This is a genomic window from Ruegeria sp. BB5, assembly GCF_056539405.1.
Window position 1 is genome coordinate 86,137 of the sequence record NZ_JBQFUX010000010.1, and the last position, 18,626, is coordinate 104,762.

20 protein-coding genes are annotated in these 18,626 nt (G+C 58.5%); 7 read left to right on the forward strand and 13 right to left on the reverse strand.

Annotation, left to right across the window (positions count from 1 at the left end):
* Nucleotides 1-8: 8 nt before the first annotated feature.
* From ACR0DL_RS18465 to ACR0DL_RS18495, 7 genes are read right to left on the reverse strand one after another with little or no spacing between them, the layout of a single operon-like run.
* Nucleotides 9-902, reverse strand: coding sequence for a homocysteine S-methyltransferase family protein (locus tag ACR0DL_RS18465; RefSeq protein ID WP_480690665.1), 894 nt, complete (start codon nucleotides 900-902; stop codon nucleotides 9-11).
* 12 nt (nucleotides 903-914) lie between these two features.
* Entirely contained in the window at nucleotides 915-1,967 is a 1,053-nt protein-coding gene (locus tag ACR0DL_RS18470) for an alcohol dehydrogenase catalytic domain-containing protein (RefSeq protein ID WP_480690667.1), read from the reverse strand.
* Between the two features lie 12 nt (nucleotides 1,968-1,979).
* A complete protein-coding gene (locus ACR0DL_RS18475; RefSeq protein WP_170398275.1) occupies nucleotides 1,980-2,456 on the reverse strand; it encodes a cupin domain-containing protein in 477 nt (158 codons plus the stop codon).
* 17 nt (nucleotides 2,457-2,473) lie between these two features.
* Nucleotides 2,474-4,924, reverse strand: coding sequence for a GcvT family protein (locus tag ACR0DL_RS18480; protein WP_480690669.1), 2,451 nt, complete (start codon nucleotides 4,922-4,924; stop codon nucleotides 2,474-2,476).
* 15 nt (nucleotides 4,925-4,939) lie between these two features.
* Entirely contained in the window at nucleotides 4,940-5,320 is a 381-nt protein-coding gene (locus ACR0DL_RS18485; RefSeq protein WP_480638086.1) for a GFA family protein, read from the reverse strand.
* Between the two features lie 4 nt (nucleotides 5,321-5,324).
* Nucleotides 5,325-5,948 carry a LysE family translocator gene (locus tag ACR0DL_RS18490; RefSeq protein WP_170351032.1) on the reverse strand — a complete coding sequence of 208 codons (624 nt, stop codon included), beginning with the start codon at nucleotides 5,946-5,948 and terminating at the stop codon, nucleotides 5,325-5,327.
* Nucleotides 5,948-6,517: a helix-turn-helix domain-containing protein gene (locus ACR0DL_RS18495; RefSeq protein WP_170398267.1), complete on the reverse strand. Its 570-nt coding sequence runs from the start codon at nucleotides 6,515-6,517 to the stop codon at nucleotides 5,948-5,950. Before ACR0DL_RS18495 ends, ACR0DL_RS18490 begins: the two co-directional genes overlap by 1 nt.
* A gap of 129 nt (nucleotides 6,518-6,646) precedes the next feature.
* Between ACR0DL_RS18495 and ACR0DL_RS18500 the strand changes: the two genes are divergently transcribed.
* Nucleotides 6,647-6,916: a DUF1294 domain-containing protein gene (locus ACR0DL_RS18500; protein ID WP_480690671.1), complete on the forward strand. Its 270-nt coding sequence runs from the start codon at nucleotides 6,647-6,649 to the stop codon at nucleotides 6,914-6,916.
* A gap of 105 nt (nucleotides 6,917-7,021) precedes the next feature.
* Nucleotides 7,022-7,417 carry an SHOCT domain-containing protein gene (locus ACR0DL_RS18505; protein WP_170378302.1) on the forward strand — a complete coding sequence of 132 codons (396 nt, stop codon included), beginning with the start codon at nucleotides 7,022-7,024 and terminating at the stop codon, nucleotides 7,415-7,417.
* A gap of 53 nt (nucleotides 7,418-7,470) precedes the next feature.
* Here the strand turns inward: ACR0DL_RS18505 and ACR0DL_RS18510 are convergent, their stop codons facing one another.
* Nucleotides 7,471-7,923 carry a GAF domain-containing protein gene (locus ACR0DL_RS18510; protein WP_170351035.1) on the reverse strand — a complete coding sequence of 151 codons (453 nt, stop codon included), beginning with the start codon at nucleotides 7,921-7,923 and terminating at the stop codon, nucleotides 7,471-7,473.
* Nucleotides 7,924-7,977: 54 nt separating this feature from the next.
* Nucleotides 7,978-9,150 (reverse strand): acetyl-CoA C-acyltransferase, encoded by a 1,173-nt coding sequence (locus ACR0DL_RS18515; protein WP_170398261.1) that lies wholly within the window; start codon nucleotides 9,148-9,150, stop codon nucleotides 7,978-7,980.
* A 101-nt stretch (nucleotides 9,151-9,251) separates the two neighbouring features.
* Here ACR0DL_RS18515 and ACR0DL_RS18520 point away from each other — a divergent pair, with 101 nt between their 5' ends.
* From ACR0DL_RS18520 to ACR0DL_RS18530, 3 genes are all read left to right on the forward strand, one after another.
* Nucleotides 9,252-9,590, forward strand: a complete 339-nt coding sequence (locus ACR0DL_RS18520) for an STAS domain-containing protein (protein WP_170362337.1) — start codon at nucleotides 9,252-9,254, stop codon at nucleotides 9,588-9,590.
* A gap of 32 nt (nucleotides 9,591-9,622) precedes the next feature.
* Nucleotides 9,623-10,063, forward strand: coding sequence for an ATP-binding protein (locus tag ACR0DL_RS18525; RefSeq protein ID WP_480690673.1), 441 nt, complete (start codon nucleotides 9,623-9,625; stop codon nucleotides 10,061-10,063).
* A 211-nt stretch (nucleotides 10,064-10,274) separates the two neighbouring features.
* Nucleotides 10,275-11,852, forward strand: coding sequence for a gamma-glutamyltransferase family protein (locus tag ACR0DL_RS18530; RefSeq protein WP_480690675.1), 1,578 nt, complete (start codon nucleotides 10,275-10,277; stop codon nucleotides 11,850-11,852).
* A 25-nt stretch (nucleotides 11,853-11,877) separates the two neighbouring features.
* Here ACR0DL_RS18530 and hspQ read toward each other — a convergent pair whose 3' ends face one another.
* Nucleotides 11,878-12,204, reverse strand: coding sequence for a heat shock protein HspQ (gene hspQ, locus ACR0DL_RS18535; protein WP_170398253.1), 327 nt, complete (start codon nucleotides 12,202-12,204; stop codon nucleotides 11,878-11,880).
* An 80-nt stretch (nucleotides 12,205-12,284) separates the two neighbouring features.
* On the opposite strand from hspQ, the gene ACR0DL_RS18540 reads away from it, so the two are divergent.
* Nucleotides 12,285-13,166: an AEC family transporter gene (locus ACR0DL_RS18540; RefSeq protein ID WP_480690677.1), complete on the forward strand. Its 882-nt coding sequence runs from the start codon at nucleotides 12,285-12,287 to the stop codon at nucleotides 13,164-13,166.
* A 60-nt stretch (nucleotides 13,167-13,226) separates the two neighbouring features.
* Entirely contained in the window at nucleotides 13,227-13,808 is a 582-nt protein-coding gene (locus ACR0DL_RS18545; RefSeq protein WP_170351042.1) for a transglycosylase SLT domain-containing protein, read from the forward strand.
* Nucleotides 13,809-13,820: 12 nt separating this feature from the next.
* Here ACR0DL_RS18545 and ACR0DL_RS18550 read toward each other — a convergent pair whose 3' ends face one another.
* Genes ACR0DL_RS18550 through ACR0DL_RS18560 form a run of 3 tightly spaced genes read right to left on the reverse strand, consistent with a single transcriptional unit; the run spans nucleotide 13,821 to nucleotide 18,550 of the window.
* A complete protein-coding gene (locus tag ACR0DL_RS18550) occupies nucleotides 13,821-14,417 on the reverse strand; it encodes a LolA family protein (RefSeq protein ID WP_170362343.1) in 597 nt (198 codons plus the stop codon).
* A 39-nt stretch (nucleotides 14,418-14,456) separates the two neighbouring features.
* Entirely contained in the window at nucleotides 14,457-17,354 is a 2,898-nt protein-coding gene (locus ACR0DL_RS18555; protein ID WP_480690679.1) for a DNA translocase FtsK, read from the reverse strand.
* Between the two features lie 14 nt (nucleotides 17,355-17,368).
* A complete protein-coding gene (locus tag ACR0DL_RS18560) occupies nucleotides 17,369-18,550 on the reverse strand; it encodes an aminotransferase class I/II-fold pyridoxal phosphate-dependent enzyme (RefSeq protein ID WP_480690681.1) in 1,182 nt (393 codons plus the stop codon).
* Between the last annotated feature and the right edge of the window lie 76 nt (nucleotides 18,551-18,626).

Here is an 18,626-nt window from a genome sequence, read left to right on the forward strand (position 1 = left end):
CCTTTTCCTCAGACAATCCGGTGGCCGGCTGCGCGCAGCCGGCCGGCCAGCGTTTCGATGTGATCCGGGCCAACTTCGCAACAGCCACCCACAATCGTCGCCCCCTGCGCCACCCAGGCCATGGCGTGATCGGCATAGGCATCAGGTCCAAGATCCTGACGTTGTTCCAATGCATCGACTGTGGGTGCGTCTTTCAGAAATCCTTCTGATATTCCGGTGAACCCGTTGGCATAGGCCCCGAACGGGCGGCCCATCTGCGCAATGATCGGCAGCGCCGCGGGAATCGCCTCGGGACGCGAACAGTTGATCAAGATGGCGTCGGGCGCAAAGCGTGCCACAACCGGTTCGATATCCCTCAACGGCTCGCCCGAGCGTAGGCGGGTTCCGTCCTCATCCATCACCGACAGCCCCAACCAGACAGGTTTGCCGCAGCCCTCTGTCCCGCGCAAAGCGCCTTGGGCTTCCCGCACCGAACACACCGTTTCAATCAGGAAAAGATCAACGCGCGTGGCCATCAGCGACACTAGCTCCCGAAACTTATTCGCCGCATCTGTCGGGTCAGGGTTCAGGTCGGGTCGGTACGAAGCCAATAGCGGCCCTAGCGATCCGGCAATCCGCCCTCTGGTTCCTTCACGGGCCCGCTCGGCCTGGGTCAGGGCAGTGTCGATCAGGTTTGCGACCTGATCCTCCATCCCCACGCGCACCAGACGCGAGCGGTGGACGGCATAGGTGTTTGTGGTGGCGACAGTCGCACCACGACGAAAGTAGTCGTCATGTATGTCACCCACCAGTTCGGGATAGTCGATCATCACCCGCGTCGACCACAGTGGCGTGGCCCGGTCCCCGCTGCGCTTGACCAGTTCCTGTCCGATTGAGCCATCCAGAAGAGTGATATCCGCCATATCTCATCCTATTCAGGGAATCAGCACAAGTTTGCCCGCAAACGCCTTGGATTGAAAATCAGCCTGCGCGGTTGCGATGTCCTTTAGCGGATAAGTCTTTGCGATCAAGGGCATGATGCGTCCGCCATTGATCATCTCAACCAGCCGTCCGAACACCTCGAACGCCTGATGCGTACAGCCGTGAATGGTGATGTCGCGCAAATAGATATCTCGCAGGTCGGCCTTTACGATCGGGCCGGCGATGGCACCTGAAACCGCGTAGTGGCCACCCGGTTTCAACGCCAGGATCAGGCCGGGCCATGCCGGGCCGCCCACAACGTCGATCACCACGTCGAACATATCGGCTGGCAGTGCCGCATCACGGTCGAACGTATCCGCGGCGCCCTGCAATTTGACCACTTCGGCCTTGGACAGGCTGGTCACGCCCCAGACGGTTGCCCCCCGCAACACCGCCAACTGTACGGCCGCCAGACCGACGCCACCTGACGCGCCGGTGATCAGCACCTTTTGCCCCGAGGTCACACCTGCGCGGGCCAGCAGGTTCTCGGCCGTGCCAAAGGCGCAGGGGATGGCGGCGATTTCCACGTCAGACAGGGGCGAGGCGCTGACGTCATACAGATCATCCGCCTCAACCAGACAGTATTGCGCAAATGCGCCGTCCAACTCCGAGCCCAGCGCAACGAAACCGGTCGGGTGACCGGGTCTGGGGCGGGGCAGGTTGATCGGGCAGGTCACGCGTTGGCCCGGTTGGAACGCCACCCCTGAACCCACTTGTTCAACGACACCACACAGATCACCACCCTGAATGCGTGGAAACTGCAGCGCACCGCCCCAACCTCCGGCATCGACGTCCTGATCAACAGAATCCGTCGCGCCTGTCACATCCGAGGAATACCAGCCGACCCGCGTATTGATATCCGTGTTGTTCACCCCGGCGGCCAACACCCGAACCAGCGCCTGCCCCGGACCCGGTTGCGGTACCGGAAGGTCGTCGCGCCATTCCAACGCCTCGGGTCCGCCGTGTTGGGTCAGATAAACGCCAGACATGACTGTGGGTGTCGTCATCAGATACTGCCTTTATGCCTGATCGTCTGGATGCGACGGAACGGGACCCATCGGGATTATGTCATAGCGGGCGTTTAGTGCTGCCATCTTAGCCTCATCAGCGAAATCGGCGTTGGTCATAGTCGAAAGTTCTGCAAGGAAACCGTCAAACCCCGAAGGCTGAAAAATCATCAGCATCCGCGCCGGTGCCCCATCGGCCACGCGACAAGCATGCGGAACCCCTGGCGGGACATGCATCGTGGTACCCGGACCGCATCGATGCCAGTCACCGTCGACATAGAAATCCACTGCACCTTCCAAGAAATAGAAGGTCTCGGCATGGGTATCGTGGCGATGAAGGCCAAGCGCGAAGCTGGCCTTCAGATTGTCTTCCATGAGCGTATAGGCGCCATTCGTATCCCGGGCCGAAACCTTTACGAACGTATGGTCGTTTTCCCAGTCATAGTTGGGACCCTCACCGGGCCCCAATTTGGAATATCGCTTGCTCATGGCTCCTCCGACAGGGGTTAGGCGCGCAGCCGCTCGTTCTGAGGATCCCACAGCGGTTGATCCTCTTCTACCACGGCGCGGCATTTCCGGCCGTAAATTTCGACCTCAAGTTCGGTGCCGGGGTTGGCAAGCTCGGCCTTGATCATACCCAGCGCAATGGATTTGCCAACACGGTAGCCCCATGCGCCCGAGGTGGTTTCGCCAACGATCTCACCATTCTGCCAAATGCAAGACATGTAGGGTGCGTCGCAATCGCCTGCGTCCACAGTCAGGGTGACAAAGGATTTCTTCACGCCCTGCTGTTTTTCGTTCTGGATCGCGGCCTTGCCGGGGAAGTCCTGCGGTTTGTCCAGCTTGACGAACCGCCCCAGTCCACCTTCCAGCAGCGAATAGTCGGTCGACAGGTCGCCTTTCCAGGCGCGATATCCCTTTTCGATACGCAGCGAGTTCAGGGCATACATACCAAACGGCTTGGCCCCGGCATCAATGATCGCGTCATAGATCGCAGGCATATGCTCGTTCAGGGCATGCACTTCCCAGCCCAGCTCGCCGGCAAAGGACACGCGGATCAAATAGGCGGGTTGCCCGGCGACGGTGGCCGCTTGGTGGGTCAGCCAACCTGTGGTCAGATCGGCATCCGTCAAACCCGACAGGATATCCCGCGATTTCGGGCCGGTGACGATCAGTGTATCGCGTGTGGTGGTGACATCCTCGACCGAAACACCAGCAGGCATCGCATTCACCAGAATATCGCGGTCATGCCATTGCGCCGTTGCGGCCGTTATCATGACGAACTCATCCTCGCCCAATCGCAGGCAGGACATCTCAGTCAGGATCCGGCCCCGATCGTCCGAGATATAAACCAGATTGATGCGGCCGACCTTGGGCAGACCACCCGCGACCAACCGGCGCAACGCCTCGGCCGCGCCCTCGCCTTTGACTATAAAGCGCGAAAAGCCCGGCAGATCCAACACACCGCAATGGTCGCGTACAGCCTCGCATTCTTCTTTGACGCGCTGCTCCCACGGGCCCGAGCGGCCCCAGGTATGGGTGGCTTCAAGCGAGGTGTCATCGCCGGGTTGTGCGAACCAATTGGCCCGTTCCCAACCGTTATATACTCCCATGACGCCGCCCAGTTCCTTCACCTTGGCGTGGACCGGCGACAGTTTCTTGTCGCGTGCGGCCGGCCATTCGTGTTGGGGATAGTGCATGGCGTATTCGTTGCCATAGACCTCAAGCCCTTTCTGGTTGCAGTAATCCTGATCGGTGTAATCGGTATAGCGGCGCGGATCGACGGCCCACATATCCCATTCGGTGTGACCATCGACAATCCATTCGGCCAGCACTTTGCCTGCACCACCGCCTTGCGCGATGCCGAAGGTAAAGGTGTGCGCCTCGAACGCGTTTTTGACGCCCGGCATTGGGCCAATCAGTGGCAGACCGTCCGGCGCGTAAGGAATCGGGCCGTTGATCACGCGACCAACGCCCGAGGTTGCCATCAGCGGCACCCGCTCCATCGCGTCGGTGACGATGTCCTCAATCCGATCCAGATCGTCATTCCAAAGCTGGAACGAGAAATCCTCGGGCATCGGGTCGTCTTCGCTCATCCAGTGGCCCTTGCAGTTGGGCTCATACGGGCCAAGGTTGAAGCCGTGCTTCTCTTGCCGCAGGTAGTACGAGATATCCACGTCGCGCAGCAGCGGCAGCTTCTTGCCGCCGTTTTCCTTGGACCATTCTTCAACCTCGGGGATTTCGTCGGTCAGCAGGTACTGGTGACTCATGACCATCGCGGGCACAGTGCGGCCACCGTAAGGCTTGAACCACTCACCCACGCGCTGCGCGTAATATCCAGCAGCGTTGACCACATAATCACAGGCGATATCGCCCTTGTCAGTGTGTACGGTCCAGGTTCCATCGTCGTGCTGGGTCACGCCGGTTGCCGGGCAGAACCGGATGATCTTTTGTCCCATGTCGCGGGCACCCTTGGCCAACGCCTGTGTCAACTGCGCCGGGTCAATGTCACCATCGGTCGGATCATACAGCACGCCCTCAAGATCATGCGTTTCAAGGAAGGGATAGCGTTCCTTGGCCTCTTCTGGGGTCCACATCTCCATCGGGATGCCTTGGTACAGGCCCATCGACATGGCACGCTCAAACTCCTGCATCCGCTCTTTGCTGTGCGCCAAACGGATCGAGCCGGACTGATGATAGTTCATCGGATAGTCGACTTCTTCACCCAGCCGCGCATACAGCTCGGTCGAGTACCGCTGCATGTTCATGATCGCCCACGAGGTCGAAAACGTCGGCACGTTACCCGCCGCGTGCCAGGTCGAGCCTGCGGTCAGCTCGTTCTTTTCCAGCAGAACGCAGTCGGTCCAGCCTTTCTTGGCCAGATGGTACAGCGAGGAGGCTCCCACCACACCGCCACCGATAACAACCACGCGGGCTTTTGTCGGAAAATCGCTCATTGGTCTTGATCCTTGTTACTGTGCCCGTTGGGGCAGATCGTCTGTGATGTTGTAGTAATCGCCCTTATCAGCGACAAAGATATGCCGGGCGAGGTGCAGTCCTGTGGGCTCATCCAGTGCGCCCATGGAAATCGAAATCGTGTCTTCGTCATTGTGCTGCCAAAACAGGAACGAACCGCAGGCGTTGCAAAAGCCACGCCGAGCAATGTCCGAGGCACGGAACCAGTTCAGCGTATCGCTGGCAGCAAAGCTGAGGTTGTCCTGATGGGTCGAGGTCGAAGACCAATAATGCCCTGATTGCTTGCGGCACTGACCGCAATGGCAGGCCGAGGGCGGCGACAACTCTCCGTCAATCGTGAACGCGACCGCGCCGCACAGGCAGGAACCGGCTTGCATGTCATTACCCCCTTGTTGCGGGCGTGGAGCTGGCCCCCAGCAACACGCCATAGATGATGAAACAGGTCGCCATGACCCGGCGCACCCAGATGTTGAACACCGCCCCCAGTGCCGCCTTGCCCATAAGCGCACCTAGCAAGGTGAACCCGGTATAGCTGAGCGTGGTGATGACCAGCGCGGTGGGCATGATAACCCCCATCTGCTGCCAGATCGGCACCTCGGGCTGCACGAATTGCGAAAAGGCCGCCAGATATCCCGCCACGCTTTTGGGGTTGATCGTCGCCACGGCCAGCGCGTGCAGATAGACATGACGTGCAGGCCGTTCCGAAGCTGGCGCTGGTTTCGTAGCATTCATCCAGCCGCGAATACCCACCCAGATCAGGAAACCCGCGCCCACCAGCTTTGCGATGAAGAACCCGGTTGGAGAGGCCGCGATCAGCGCGGTCACACCCAGCGCCGACAGAATCAGAAACGCGCTGGCCTGCGTCAGGATTGCCAGAACGCTAAGCATCGCCTTTGGAAACGGCAGGCTCATCCCATTCGAAATACAATTGACCGCATTCGGCCCCGGCGTCGTTACGAACACTACCCAAAACAGCGCGAATATGGTCCAGGCCTCGAAACTCATCAGTACACCGGCGGGGCGATGACCCAGATGGCCACGGCGGGCTCATCATAGGGGTTGGCCCATTGATAGGGTTCATGCCGGATGCGGAAACTGTCACCCGGCCCCACCGTGAACTGGTTGGAGCCTATGGTCAGATCCAATCGGCCAGAGATCATGTAACCAACCTCTTGCGTCGGCCGATTGGCCGGTTTCTGCATGCTGGAGCGGGGCTCGAATGTGGAATGTACCATCTCGAAATCATCAGTCAGATCGGGCGAAAGCAATTCTTCGATCAACCCTTCCTCACCCGAACCCATCGGACGGCGCGATCCGGCGCGCACCACATAACCCTGTTCGGCCACCGGCACCGAGGAATGCGCAAACAGCATCGACATCGGCACACCCAGACACTCAGCAATCTGGCGCAGGTCCGAGATCGAGGGATCGGACATGTCGCGCTCAACCTGGCTGAGCCATCCGACCGACCGGTTCAGCCGCGCTGCAATCTCGGTCAAGGTCAACCCTCGCGCCTTGCGCAGGGCGCGGATATCCGCACCAAGTGTCGCGCTGTGGGGGGCTTGGGTATTCACCAGGGCCGCTCCGATTCTTGTGAAAATTTCCTCTCCTTTTTCACGATGGCTGAGAATCATGAAATTTCCAAGAGTTTTTTCATTTCACTTGATCAGTTTGCTTGGTATGCCTTTCGCATGTGGATTGCAGTGATCTATTTATGGGGGATCAACACCCTGACACTATTGGCCTTTGGCTGGGACAAGGCCCGCGCGCGACGGCGCAAAAACCGGGTGCCGGAACGCCGCCTATTATGGCTGGCCGCGCTTGGTGGCAGCCCCGGCGCAGTGGTCGGGCGATGGATTTTCAGGCACAAAACCCGCAAACGCGGGTTCTCAGTCTGGCTGTTCGCGATAACTGGCGTTCAAATGACTCTAATATTCTTGGTGATGACCGAAGCCTCGGAAAAACTACTGTAAAAATATTATATTCACCTAAAACAATATCTAACCATATCGCCAACTGTCTGTTACAAATAGGTGTCTCTGTGCGCAGAGATTTCTATTTTTTATGCAAAGGGTTGGATGAATATGGAAAATGGGATCGGTTTCTTCGATATAGTCTGGTCAATCTTCTGGTTGTTCCTGATGGTTGCCTGGTTCTGGGTGATGATTTCGGTCGTTGCCGATGTCTTCCGCTCAAAGGACCTGAGCGGCGGAGGCAAAGCGTTGTGGATCGCCTTTGTGATCCTGATCCCCTGGTTGGGCGTGCTGTGCTATCTCATCGTGCGCGGGGATAAGATGCACCAGCACAATGTCGAGACCATGAATCAGATAGAAGAGGCGCAGAAGGATTACATCCGCTCGGTCGCGAGCGTATCCGCCGCGGATGAATTGGAACGGCTAGCCAAGCTCAAGGAGAGCGGCCATCTGACGGAAGAGGAATTCGCCGCGCAAAAGGCCAAGATCCTGGCAAGCTGATAAATCGCGACCCTTTTTGAACATTAATCAGCCGGGACATGTCCCGGCTGAATTCATCTTGCAAAGACGTCGGTCAGAATGGCGCCAAGCGCTGTGGCGTCCTGATCGGTAAATGCGTCCGGCTGATTGCTGTCGATGTCGAACACCGCTACCACCTTTCCCGATGCGTCCCGCACTGGCAGCACCAATTCTGACCGGGTGGACGTCGCACAGGCGATGTGACCCGGAAAGGCTTCGACATCCGGCACAAGCTGCACTTCGCCAGTCCGCGCGGCAGCACCACAGACGCCCCGGTCGAACGGGATGACCAAACAGCCATGCCCACCCTGATAGGGACCGATCTTTAACAAACCGGGCTGGGTCACGCGGTAAAAGCCAGTCCAGTCGAACCGGTCATCGGCGTGATGCACCTCGCAGGTAATTGTCGCCATTAGGGCAACCTGATCCGTTTCACCTTCGGTCAAGGCGGCGATGGTTTTAGCAAGCGTGTCGTAATCGGCGGTCATGATTGAGCTCTTTGGAAAAGGTTCATCCCGCAGTATGTGGAATAAACCCAAGCGTCAAACGCGTTCGATGGCGATGGCCGTGCCTTCGCCGCCACCGATGCAGATGGCAGCCACGCCGCGTTTGAGGTTCCGCTTTTCCAGCGCGTTGAGCAGAGTGACCATGATCCGAGCGCCCGAGGCGCCGATTGGATGCCCCAAAGCGCAGGCCCCGCCATTTACGTTCACCTTGTCGCGCGACAGGCCCATTTCGTGCATAAAGGCCATGGGTACAACGGCAAAGGCCTCGTTCACCTCCCACAGGTCGACGTCATCTTTGGACCAGCCGATATTCGACAGTAGTTTCTGTGCGGCCGGAACCGGCGCGGTCGTGAACAAACCCGGGGCCTGCGCGTGGCTGGCATGACCAATGATCCGGGCACGCACAGTCAGGCCCTGCGCTTCGGCCGCCTCAGCCGAAGCCAGTAGCAACGCGGCTGCCCCGTCAGAAATCGATGACGAATTGGCTGCCGTGACCGTCCCATCCTTACGAAAGGCAGGTTTCAGCGTCGGGATTTTATCTGGCCGGGCGGATTGCGGCTGTTCATCTTGGGCAAAAGTGACCTCGCCCTTGCGGGTCTTGGAGGTAACAGGTGTGATCTCACCCTCGAAGGCACCACTTTCCTGTGCAGACAGGGCATTGGAAAGCGACTGCAGCGCGTATTCGTCCTGCGATTCTCGCGTGAATTGATAGGCTTCGGCGCAATCCTCGGCGAAGGTACCCATCAGGCGGCCTTTGTCATAGGCGTCCTCGAGGCCGTCCAGAAACATATGGTCAACCACCTGACCATGCCCGATGCGCGCACCGCCGCGCATTTTCGGCAACAGGTAAGGGGCGTTGGTCATACTCTCCATGCCACCTGCGATCATCGTATCAGCGTGACCCAGAGCAATCTGGTCAAAGGCAATCATGGCAGCCTTCATTCCCGACCCGCACATCTTGTTCAGGGTTGTTGCGGGCACCTCTTCACCCAATCCCGCCGCAAATCCGGCCTGTCGTGCCGGGGCCTGGCCCTGGCCGGCGGGCAGAACACAGCCCATCAGCACTTCGTCGACCGTATCAGCGCCCGCGCCGTGCAGCGCAGCACGAATGGCGCTCCCGCCCAATTCAGCAGCGGCGATACCGTCGAACATACCCTGAAACCCGCCCATGGGCGTCCGCGCCGCCCCCGCGATAACAACCTGTTTCATCGCGATGATCCTCCTCTTTCAGCTTTGATGGATACCGAATGGTAAGAATTGTCGTCTAGCGTATTTCTACTAGCGAGTTTCATATTAGAGGACCGTCGCGCATGGCCTTGACCAGCACAACGACCGACGCAACCCAAATTATCAAAGTGCATTCCGACCGGATTGATGCGGCCATGGCCATCCAGTTCAAGGAAGATATGCGCAATCAGGCCGAAGGCGGGGCCACGCGCGTAGTGCTGGACCTGACCAGTGTCGAGTTCATAGATTCAAGTGGCTTGGGTGCCATCGTCGCCTCGATGAAACAGCTTGGAAATGAGCGCAGGCTGGACCTTGCAGGGCTGCACCCTTTTGTTGAAAAGGTTTTCCGCCTGACCCGTATGGACACGGTGTTCAAACTGTATCCAACCCTGGATGATGCCCTGTCGACCTCCGCGGATTGACCTAATTGACTATCTGAATAGGCGCGATGCCCATGTACAACGGCAAGTGTTTAGATCTGAGCTTCGCAGCAACTGAGACTGAGGCCAGTGACGGGATCGCGCAACTCAGCCGGGGGTTGGCGACGCATGGGCTTCCGGCGCACAAGGCGGGTGATGTAAAAATCGCGCTGGCCGAAGCAATCAATAATGTGGTCGAACACGCCTATGCCGACATAACTCCGGCCAAGGTGAAGGTTCGGTGCCGCCTGCAGCAGAACTGGCTTGAGATTCTGATCTCGGACACCGGCAACCCGTTACCCGGATTTCGGGTACCTGACGGCATCCCGGCATCACTGGGATCGACGGTCGAAGACCTGCCCGAAGGTGGGTTCGGTTGGTTTCTAATCCATGAACTGACCAGCGATATCCGCTATGAACGAAGCAATGGCTGCAACCGGCTGTCGTTGCGCTTTGACTTTCCAGAACCTGTCTGACGGCAAGAAAACGTCACAATAAGGCCCAGATCGAACCATTGTAACGCCCCAAACAAAGGGCAAAACAGTACCTGTAGCTCAGATAGCTTCCCTCGGCGCCACGTGTCACAGCCCCCACCCAGTGAACGGCGCCGAGGAACTTCCCTTTCATTTGACTGGACAACCCCGGACTGCGCGATACCTTCGGCGCGTTCAATCGGGGAATAATGTCATGCGGGATTTTCACTCACCGGGTCGATCCGAAGTTCTGGCGACCGAAGGGATGTGCGCCACGTCGCATCCCTTGGCCGCAAAGGTCGCTGTGGACATTCTTACCCAGGGTGGCAACGCAATGGATGCCGCCATCGCCGGGGCGGTGTTGTTGGGTATTTGTGAACCTCAGATGACCGGGCTGGGCGGCGATTGTTTCGTGCTGTACAACCGGGCGGGTGAGGATCAGATACGCGCCCTGAATGGTTCGGGCCGCGCGCCTGCAGCAGCTAACGCAGAAAAACTGCGGTCGCAGGGGCTGACAAAAGTGCCTTTGAACACAGCAGACGCTGTAACCGTTCCCGGCGCCGTCGATGCGTTCTGTCATCTGGCGCAAACCGAAGGCAAACTGGGGCTTGAGGCCATTTTGCAACCCGCCATTCACTATGCCGAAGCTGGGGTGCCGGTTGCCCCAAGGGTGGCGTTTGATTGGGAAACGGGGGCAGCCATTCTACAGGGGGCCGCGCGGACGCAATACCTGATCAATGACAGTGCTCCTAAGACTGGGCAGGTGTTTCGCTCTCGAGGGCAAGCCGAAGTCTTGCGCCAGATTGCTCGTACCGGGCGGGATGCGTTTTACTCTGGTGACATTGCCGAGGACATGGTCGCTGCACTCACCCAACTGGGCGGCGTTCACACGATTGAGGATTTTCTGGCCACCGCATGCACTGAAACACAGCCTGTCAGTGGTGACTACAATGGGTTGGGTTTGGTTGAACATCCTCCAAATGGCCAGGGCGCCACGGCCATTCTTTTGCTGAATATCCTCAAGAACTTCGACCTTGCCAGCATGGACCCGTTCGGGGCGCAGCGTCTGCATATCGAGGCAGAAGCCTCGAAACTCGCCTATGACGCGCGCAACCGCTTTATCGCCGATCCCGATCATACAACACATGCGGATCGGTTCACGGATCAGGATGTGGCCGACAGGCTGGCCGCGCTAATCGACCCGAAACGCGCCATGCCCGCCACCGCCCCGCTGACCGAGGCTATTCACAAGGACACCGTCTATATCACCGTTGTGGATCGGGACAGAATGGCGGTTTCGCTGATCTATTCCATCTTTCACAGCTTCGGTTCGGGGATCGCATCCGAAAAATACGGCATTCTGCTACAAAACCGAGGCGCAGGCTTTACCCTGCAATCGGGTCATCCGAATGAACTGGGCGGCGGCAAACGCCCCATGCACACAATCATTCCGGGACTGTTGACGCAAAAAGGTCGTGTGCTGATGCCGTTCGGCGTGATGGGTGGCGCCTATCAACCCACCGGCCACGCCCGGTTTGTGTCAAATTTGACGGACCACGGGTTGGGCCTTCAGGACAGCATTGAGGCACCGCGCGCCTTTGCCGACAATGGCGTATTAAAGCTGGAACGCGGAATTTCGCCCAGCACCGTCCAACAATTACGTGATTTAGGGCACACTGTAGAGATTCCAGAAACGCCGTTGGGCGGCGCACAAGCCATTCGAATCTGTGAGGATGGCGTTCTTCAAGGCGCAAGCGACCCGCGAAAAGACGGGTGCGCCCTTGGGTACTGACGGGCCGACACCCGGCCAAGCACCCTTAGTTCAGATGGAAGTGGAGCGGATAGGCGCCGTTTTCGAACGGACCGAACATATCGGGAATATCGGGGTGTTCAACCGGCTCACCCGATTGGTCGGCGACCAGATTTTGTTCAGAAACATAAGCCACATAGAAGGATTGATCGTTTTCCGCCAACAAGTGGTAAAAAGGTTGGTCCTTGATCGGGCGGCTGTCTTCGGGGATGGCCTGATACCATTCTTCCGTGTTCGCAAACTCGGGGTCCACGTCAAAAATCACCCCTCGGAAGGGATGTTTTTTATGACGGACGACCTGTCCCAGACCGTACTTGGCGTGTGTCTTCAGCATAGTTTATGCCCCCATTGAACTTACTACCTCTTTCCGGGCCGAAATGCCAATCATTGATCCGTAAATAAGGGAAACAGTCTGTGAACCTCTTGCTGACAGTATTCGAAATCGTGGCCCCGGTCTTTATTCTGGCGGGCATCGGCTTTGCATGGGTCAAGCTGGGATTTGAGTATCGCCTGCAATTCGTCACCCGCTTTGCCATGACCCTTGCTGTGCCCAGCCTGATCTTTGTGGCGCTGATGCAAACCGACATTCCGGGCGGCGATCTTTCCCGTTTTACCGTTGCGACAATCGTTGCTAATCTGGTGATGGCAGCGGTCTTCTGGCTGATCGTCCGGGGGCTGAAACTTGAACAGCGCACCTATCTTTCGCCGCTGATATTCGGAAATACCGGAAATTTGGGTCTTCCTTTGTGCATTTTCGCCTTTGGCCAGGCCGGGTTGGGCTATGCGGTCATTTTCCTGTCAGTAACAGCGTTGTTTTCGTTTACTTACGGCATCTACCTTGTGGCCGGAAAAGGCGCGTTCGGCAAAGTCGTGCGCGAACCGATGGTCTGGGCCACCCTATTGGGGGCGCTGTTTTTGTGGCGCGGATGGCAGACGCCCCTGTTTCTGACTAACACATTGGAATTGTTGGGCCAGATGGCAGTGCCCCTGATGCTGATAACGCTGGGCGTGGCTGTTGCGCGGCTGACAACGCACCGGCTGAGTCAGGCGGTCTGGCTGTCGTTTCTTAAACTGGCTGTCTGTTTCGCCCTGGGCTGGTCTGTTGCGCTGATCTTCAAACTCGAAGCCGTGGCCTTTGGCGTTCTGGTGCTGCAGATGTGTACTCCGGTGGCAGTAACCTCTTACTTGCTGGCCGAGCGGTTCGATGCCGATTCCGACGCGGTTGCCGGGATGGTCATGGTCTCAACAGCGTTGTCCGTGGGCGCATTACCTATAATTCTCGCGATTATTCTGTAGCGATTGTGATTCCCTAAACGCTCAATCTGCGCTAGAATAAAGAAAAAAGGCACGAGGCACATGAGCAGAATTCTTATCGTACTCTTCGGGGTGCTGCTTTTGGCATCCTGTGGTGGTGGGTCCAAGCAACCACCCAGCAAATTGAATGACGCGTGCAGCATTGCGCGCGAACGGCCCGATTATATGAAGGCCTTTAAGAGCACCGAGCGCAAATGGGGCGTCCCGGTTCATGTACAAATGGCGACGATCTATCAGGAAAGCCGCTATAAGCATGACGCACGCACGCCGCATAATTACGTTCTGGGTGTGATTCCGATGGGCCGGCAGAGCAGCGCATATGGCTTCAGCCAAGCGTTGGATGGCACCTGGGATGAATACCAGCGCGAGACCGGCAAGCGCCGGGCCAAGCGCGACCGTATCCGCGATGCGTCTGACTTTATCGGCTGGTATATGAACAAAAGTTATCAGCGGAACGGCATTCACCCCAGCGACACCCGCAACCAGTATCTAGCCTATCACGAAGGCCACACCGGTTATGCCCGGGGCAGCCACTATAGCAAGACCTGGTTGCTGAATGTCGCCAATGATGTGGATGCGCGCGCCAAACTTTACCAAGCGCAACTGTCCGGTTGCCGCTATTGACCAGAACGCGGGTCAGCGATTGCCTGACCCGCTTCTTTTCGCTTTGGTAAACAGATCTCGGCTTAGGTTGCTGTCTGTATCCAGTTGACCCAACAGCACAGTTGTTTTCGTGCCCGCATTGTCATGGATCACCCATTTGCGCAGCTCAACCGGGTTGTCGGTGAACATCAGTTCGATCCGTCCGCTATCGGGGTTTTTCGGGTCTTGGGCGGTGACAACTGTGGCGGTGCCGTCGAAGTCATGAGCCACAACCATATTTGCCTGCCCCAAGTTCACGTTACGCGCCAGCACCAGTGACAGCGGTGTCCGATTCAGCGGGTATTGCTCGGGCGGCTGGTTCGACTTGGGGTCAAAAATTTGCACCGTGCCCGTATTGGCCAGAACAACGGCACTGTTGGGCGGATCATATTCGAACCGCATCTTGCCCGGCCGCTGCATCCACAGCTTGCCGGTACTCAACGAGCCGTCATCATTGACCTGAGTGAATGTCGTCTCAACGGTATTCAGACCGTTCAGATAATTGGATATCTGCGACAATGGCAGTTTGTCGGCCGCCCAGGCGGCAGGTGCGGCCAGGGTCAGAGCAAGGGCAAAAGCAATCTGTTTCATAAAACCCAGATAAGCGCTTTGCCCTTGTTATTAAATATCCTACTGCTCGGGGACGAGGATTTCCCGCTTTCCGACGTGATTTGCAGAAGAAACAACGCCTTCGTCCTCCATCTGCTCAACCAACCGCGCGGCCTTGTTGTAGCCAATGGCAAGTTTCCGCTGGATGTATGAGGTCGAACATTTGCGATCCTTGATCACAATCGCCACGGCCTGATCATAGAGGGCATCTTCGCCGTTCGTATTGCCGCCCGTGTTCAGACCCAGAACGGCATCGATATTGTCAGCCTTCTCATCTGCCGGTCCATCGACAACGCCGCTCATGTAATCCGGCGGGCCGAACTGTTTCAGGTGGTTGACGATTTCTTCGACCTCTTCGTCCGAGACAAATGGCCCGTGGCAGCGGGTGATCTTGGCCCCACCGGCCATATACAGCATATCGCCCTGCCCCAGCAGTTGTTCAGCACCCATTTCGCCCAGAATGGTGCGGCTGTCGACTTTCGAGGTTACCTGGAACGAAATCCGGGTCGGGAAGTTCGCCTTGATCGTACCGGTGATCACATCGACCGAGGGACGCTGCGTAGCCATGATCAAGTGAATGCCCGAGGCCCGCGCCATTTGCGCCAGACGCTGAATGCAAGCTTCGATCTCTTTGCCCGCGACCATCATCAGGTCGGCCATCTCGTCGACGATGACAACGATATAGGGCATCGACTCGGGGGCGAATTCTTCGGTCTCGAACATCGGTTCGCCGGTTTCGTCATCGAACCCGGTCTGGACCGTGCGGCTGAACAACTCGCCCTTGGCCAACGCGTCCTTCACACGGCCGTTGTAGCCCGCGATATTACGCACGCCCATCTTGGACATCTTGCGATAGCGGTCCTCCATCTCGCCCACGACCCATTTCAGGGCCACAACCGCCTTTTTCGGGTCGGTTACAACGGGCGACAGCAGATGCGGGATGCCGTCATAAACTGACAGTTCCAACATCTTCGGATCGATCATGATCAGGCGGCATTCGTCCGGTGACAACTTGTACAACAGCGACAGGATCATGGTGTTGATCGCTACCGACTTACCGGACCCGGTGGTCCCCGCGATCAGCAAGTGAGGCATCTTGGCCAGGTTCGCCACAACGGACTCGCCACCGATATCCTTGCCCAACGCCAGAGGCAGCGCATGGTTACCGTCACCAAAATCTCGGCTGGCCAGAATTTCGCGCAGAACCACCATCTCACGGTTTTCATTCGGCAGTTCGATCCCGATCACCGAGCGGCCCGGCAGAGTCGAAACCCGTGCCGACAACGCCGACATCGAACGTGCGATGTCGTCGGCCAGACCGATCACACGGCTGGCTTTCAGGCCCGGCGCCGGTTCCAGTTCGTACATGGTGACAACCGGGCCTGGGCGAACGCTGGTGATCTCACCCTTGACGCCATAGTCATCCAGCACGTTTTCAAGCATCCGCGCGTTTTCTTCCAACGCCTCGTCGCTAAGGTGATGGCGCTGAATGCTGGCGGGGTTGGACAACAGGCTCAGCGGCGGCAATTCGAAATCGGAATGCCGCTCCTCGAATGACAGGGTCGGCTGCGCCTCGGCCTGCGCGCGTCGCGAGGGCGGCGGGGTCCGGCGCACAGGCTGCGCCACCACCGGTTTGCGCGGCTCGGCCACCGGGATTTTCATCGCGGGGCGCTGCTGTGGCGCGGGTTCGGACGCGTCCTCGAACACGGCTTCGTCTTCGAAATCCGGCTCGGGCGCAAAGTCCTGATGCAGCGGTTCTTGCTGCCACTCTGGCGCGGATTCTGCTGTCAGCATCGGTTCCGGCGGCAGTCCAGCCGAGGTCATCGGCGGTTCGGGCGGTAGCTCGTCGCCACCTCTGGGGTTCAGGATCAGCGGATCGGGCCCCCGGCCCCGCCCCTTGGTCAGCGGCAGGTTCGGATCAGGCTCGGGGGTCATTTCGCCGATCGCGACCTTGCGGTTGCGCACAGCGGCAGAGATCTTGGATCGGATACGATCCTCACCCGGCATTTCGTCAAACCCAGCAACGGGTTCAGGATCGACCAGCTCGGGCTCGATCATCGGCTCGGGACGGCGGATCAGGCTGGGCATCCGCGCTAACAAGCCCGGCTTTGCGGGCTCGGGTTCGTCATAGTCCGGCTCTTCGAACACGGGATCGGCATAGGCCAGATTATCTTCAAACACAGCTTCCGCCGCTTCCGTGCGGGCGGCCTTGCGTTCCTCCCACTGCGTGCGACGGTCGCGGGCGGCCTGCGCGGTGGCAGTGGCTCCACGGCCCAGCAGGTTCATCAGCATGTCATAGGACATGACCAAGCCCAGCAAGAAGGCGCGGAAGCCTTTGCGCACATCCGCTTTGGTGAAACCCAGCACAAAAACACCCAACGCCAACATCCCGGCAGCCATGGCCAGTGACATCAGCTTGACCATGAAATGCGAGGAAATCGGCAGCAGCGTCAGAAGCGCGCCCATTACAGTATCGCCGAACAGACCACCCAGACCAAAGCTGTGGGTCGCACGCCACGCCTCACCCGGCACCAGCGTCGCGGCATAGACCGAGACTATGGCAATCCAGATCGGCGCAAAGATCAGGCGGCCAACCGCGCGCTCCTCGCCGAAATGCCCAGCAAAGCGCACGCCCCAGCCGATCAGCACCAGCGCGATACTCCAGCTGCCCCAACCTACGATCATGAACAACGGTGCGGCGATTGAGGCACCAATCCGCCCCATCCAGTTTTGCACCGGCGCGTCCGTTGAAACCATCCAATTCGGATCATCCGGCGTGTAGGACCAGATCATCGCGGCGGCGGCCAGCCCCAGCAGGATCAGGGCGATCCCGATCAGCTCTTTGCTGCGCCGCTCAATCGCGGCCTGAGTCGTGCTGTCCAGCAATGGATCGCGGTTGCGCGCGTTATAAGATGCCATTTTGCCCTCGTACCTCACGAATAGATGCAGTCGCGGAGCATGATCAGTCCGCGCTTCATCTCTGTTTTTGGGGCCACCATGGCGACCCGGATAAATTGTTCGCCCGGGTTTTGCCCCGGATCGCCTTGAGAAAGATATGCGCCCGGCAGCACCCGTACCCCGGTCTGCTGCCAAAGCTTCAATGCGGTTTCTTCACCGTTTTCGACCGGTAGCCACAGGAAAAACCCCGCCTCTGGCGGCATATAACCCTGAACATTGGCAAATACCTCATCGGCAATCGCGTATTTTTCCTGATACAGCGCGCGGTTCTCGGCCACATGCGCCTCATCCGCCCAAACTCGTGCCGCTGCGGCCTGCAAGGGGGCTGGTAAGGGCGCGCCCGCGTAACTGCGCAACTGCTTGACCCGTTTGATCGTCTCAGGCCCGCCCGCAATCAGGCCGGACCGCAGCCCTGCCAGATTGGACCGCTTTGACAGCGAGTTGAACAGGGTGACCCGTTCGGGATCGGCCCCCAGTTCCTGCGCTATGGTCAGAGCTCCGGCGGGGGCATCACTGCGATAAATCTCGGAATAACACTCATCCGCGAAAATGCGGAAATCGTATTTCTCGGCCAATTGGATCAGCTCGGCCCAATAATCGCGCGAGGCAACGGCCCCCTGCGGGTTGGCGGGTGAGCAGATATAGGCCACAGCGGTGCGGTTCAGCACGTCCTCGGGCAATCCAGCGTAATCGGGCAGATGACCCGTTGCGGCGGTTGCGGGTACAAAGACCGGCTCGGCCGCAACCGAGATCGAGGCGACCATATAAACCTGATAAAACGGGTTCGGGCACAGGACGACCGGTTTTTGGCCGTTCTTCTGTTCCGGGCACAGCGCCATGGCGGCGTTATACAACCCTTCACGCGTGCCGTTCAGCGCCATCACGTTGGTTTCGGGGTCCATCGCCACGCCATAGCGGCGCTTGATCCAGTCGGTGATCGCGCCGCGCAGCTCGGGCGAGCCTTCGTTTGGCGGATAGCCCTGAAACCCAGCAGCGTTTTCCATGATCACATCCGTCACCCAGGCCGGGAAGTCATGCATCGGGGCGCCGATGGTCATGTGAATCACATCTCCGCCCGGCTGGTGGTGGTCCAGCAGGGTGCGCAGACGCGGAAATGCGTATTCCGGTAGGTTCGAAAACCGCTCGGGGAAATTCATAACTGCTGCCTCAATATCGGGATCGTTTTCGCCCCGTTTTTTTAGCAGATTACAGGCCGCACCCCGCTTCGTCCAG

Coding starts and splice junctions, on each gene's coding strand:
- ACR0DL_RS18470 (WP_480690667.1), bottom strand. CDS start 1,967: ATGACGACACCCACAGTCATGTCTGGCGTTTATCTGACCCAACACGGC.
- ACR0DL_RS18545 (WP_170351042.1), top strand. CDS start 13,227: ATGAGCAGAATTCTTATCGTACTCTTCGGGGTGCTGCTTTTGGCATCC.
- ACR0DL_RS18490 (WP_170351032.1), bottom strand. CDS start 5,948: ATGAGTTTCGAGGCCTGGACCATATTCGCGCTGTTTTGGGTAGTGTTC.
- ACR0DL_RS18485 (WP_480638086.1), bottom strand. CDS start 5,320: ATGCAAGCCGGTTCCTGCCTGTGCGGCGCGGTCGCGTTCACGATTGAC.
- ACR0DL_RS18530 (WP_480690675.1), top strand. CDS start 10,275: ATGCGGGATTTTCACTCACCGGGTCGATCCGAAGTTCTGGCGACCGAA.
- ACR0DL_RS18560 (WP_480690681.1), bottom strand. CDS start 18,550: ATGAATTTCCCCGAGCGGTTTTCGAACCTACCGGAATACGCATTTCCG.
- ACR0DL_RS18555 (WP_480690679.1), bottom strand. CDS start 17,354: ATGGCATCTTATAACGCGCGCAACCGCGATCCATTGCTGGACAGCACG.
- ACR0DL_RS18505 (WP_170378302.1), top strand. CDS start 7,022: ATGAATATGGAAAATGGGATCGGTTTCTTCGATATAGTCTGGTCAATC.
- ACR0DL_RS18525 (WP_480690673.1), top strand. CDS start 9,623: ATGTACAACGGCAAGTGTTTAGATCTGAGCTTCGCAGCAACTGAGACT.
- hspQ (WP_170398253.1), bottom strand. CDS start 12,204: ATGCTGAAGACACACGCCAAGTACGGTCTGGGACAGGTCGTCCGTCAT.
- ACR0DL_RS18550 (WP_170362343.1), bottom strand. CDS start 14,417: ATGAAACAGATTGCTTTTGCCCTTGCTCTGACCCTGGCCGCACCTGCC.
- ACR0DL_RS18480 (WP_480690669.1), bottom strand. CDS start 4,924: ATGAGCGATTTTCCGACAAAAGCCCGCGTGGTTGTTATCGGTGGCGGT.
- ACR0DL_RS18515 (WP_170398261.1), bottom strand. CDS start 9,150: ATGAAACAGGTTGTTATCGCGGGGGCGGCGCGGACGCCCATGGGCGGG.
- ACR0DL_RS18520 (WP_170362337.1), top strand. CDS start 9,252: ATGGCCTTGACCAGCACAACGACCGACGCAACCCAAATTATCAAAGTG.
- ACR0DL_RS18475 (WP_170398275.1), bottom strand. CDS start 2,456: ATGAGCAAGCGATATTCCAAATTGGGGCCCGGTGAGGGTCCCAACTAT.
- ACR0DL_RS18465 (WP_480690665.1), bottom strand. CDS start 902: ATGGCGGATATCACTCTTCTGGATGGCTCAATCGGACAGGAACTGGTC.
- ACR0DL_RS18510 (WP_170351035.1), bottom strand. CDS start 7,923: ATGACCGCCGATTACGACACGCTTGCTAAAACCATCGCCGCCTTGACC.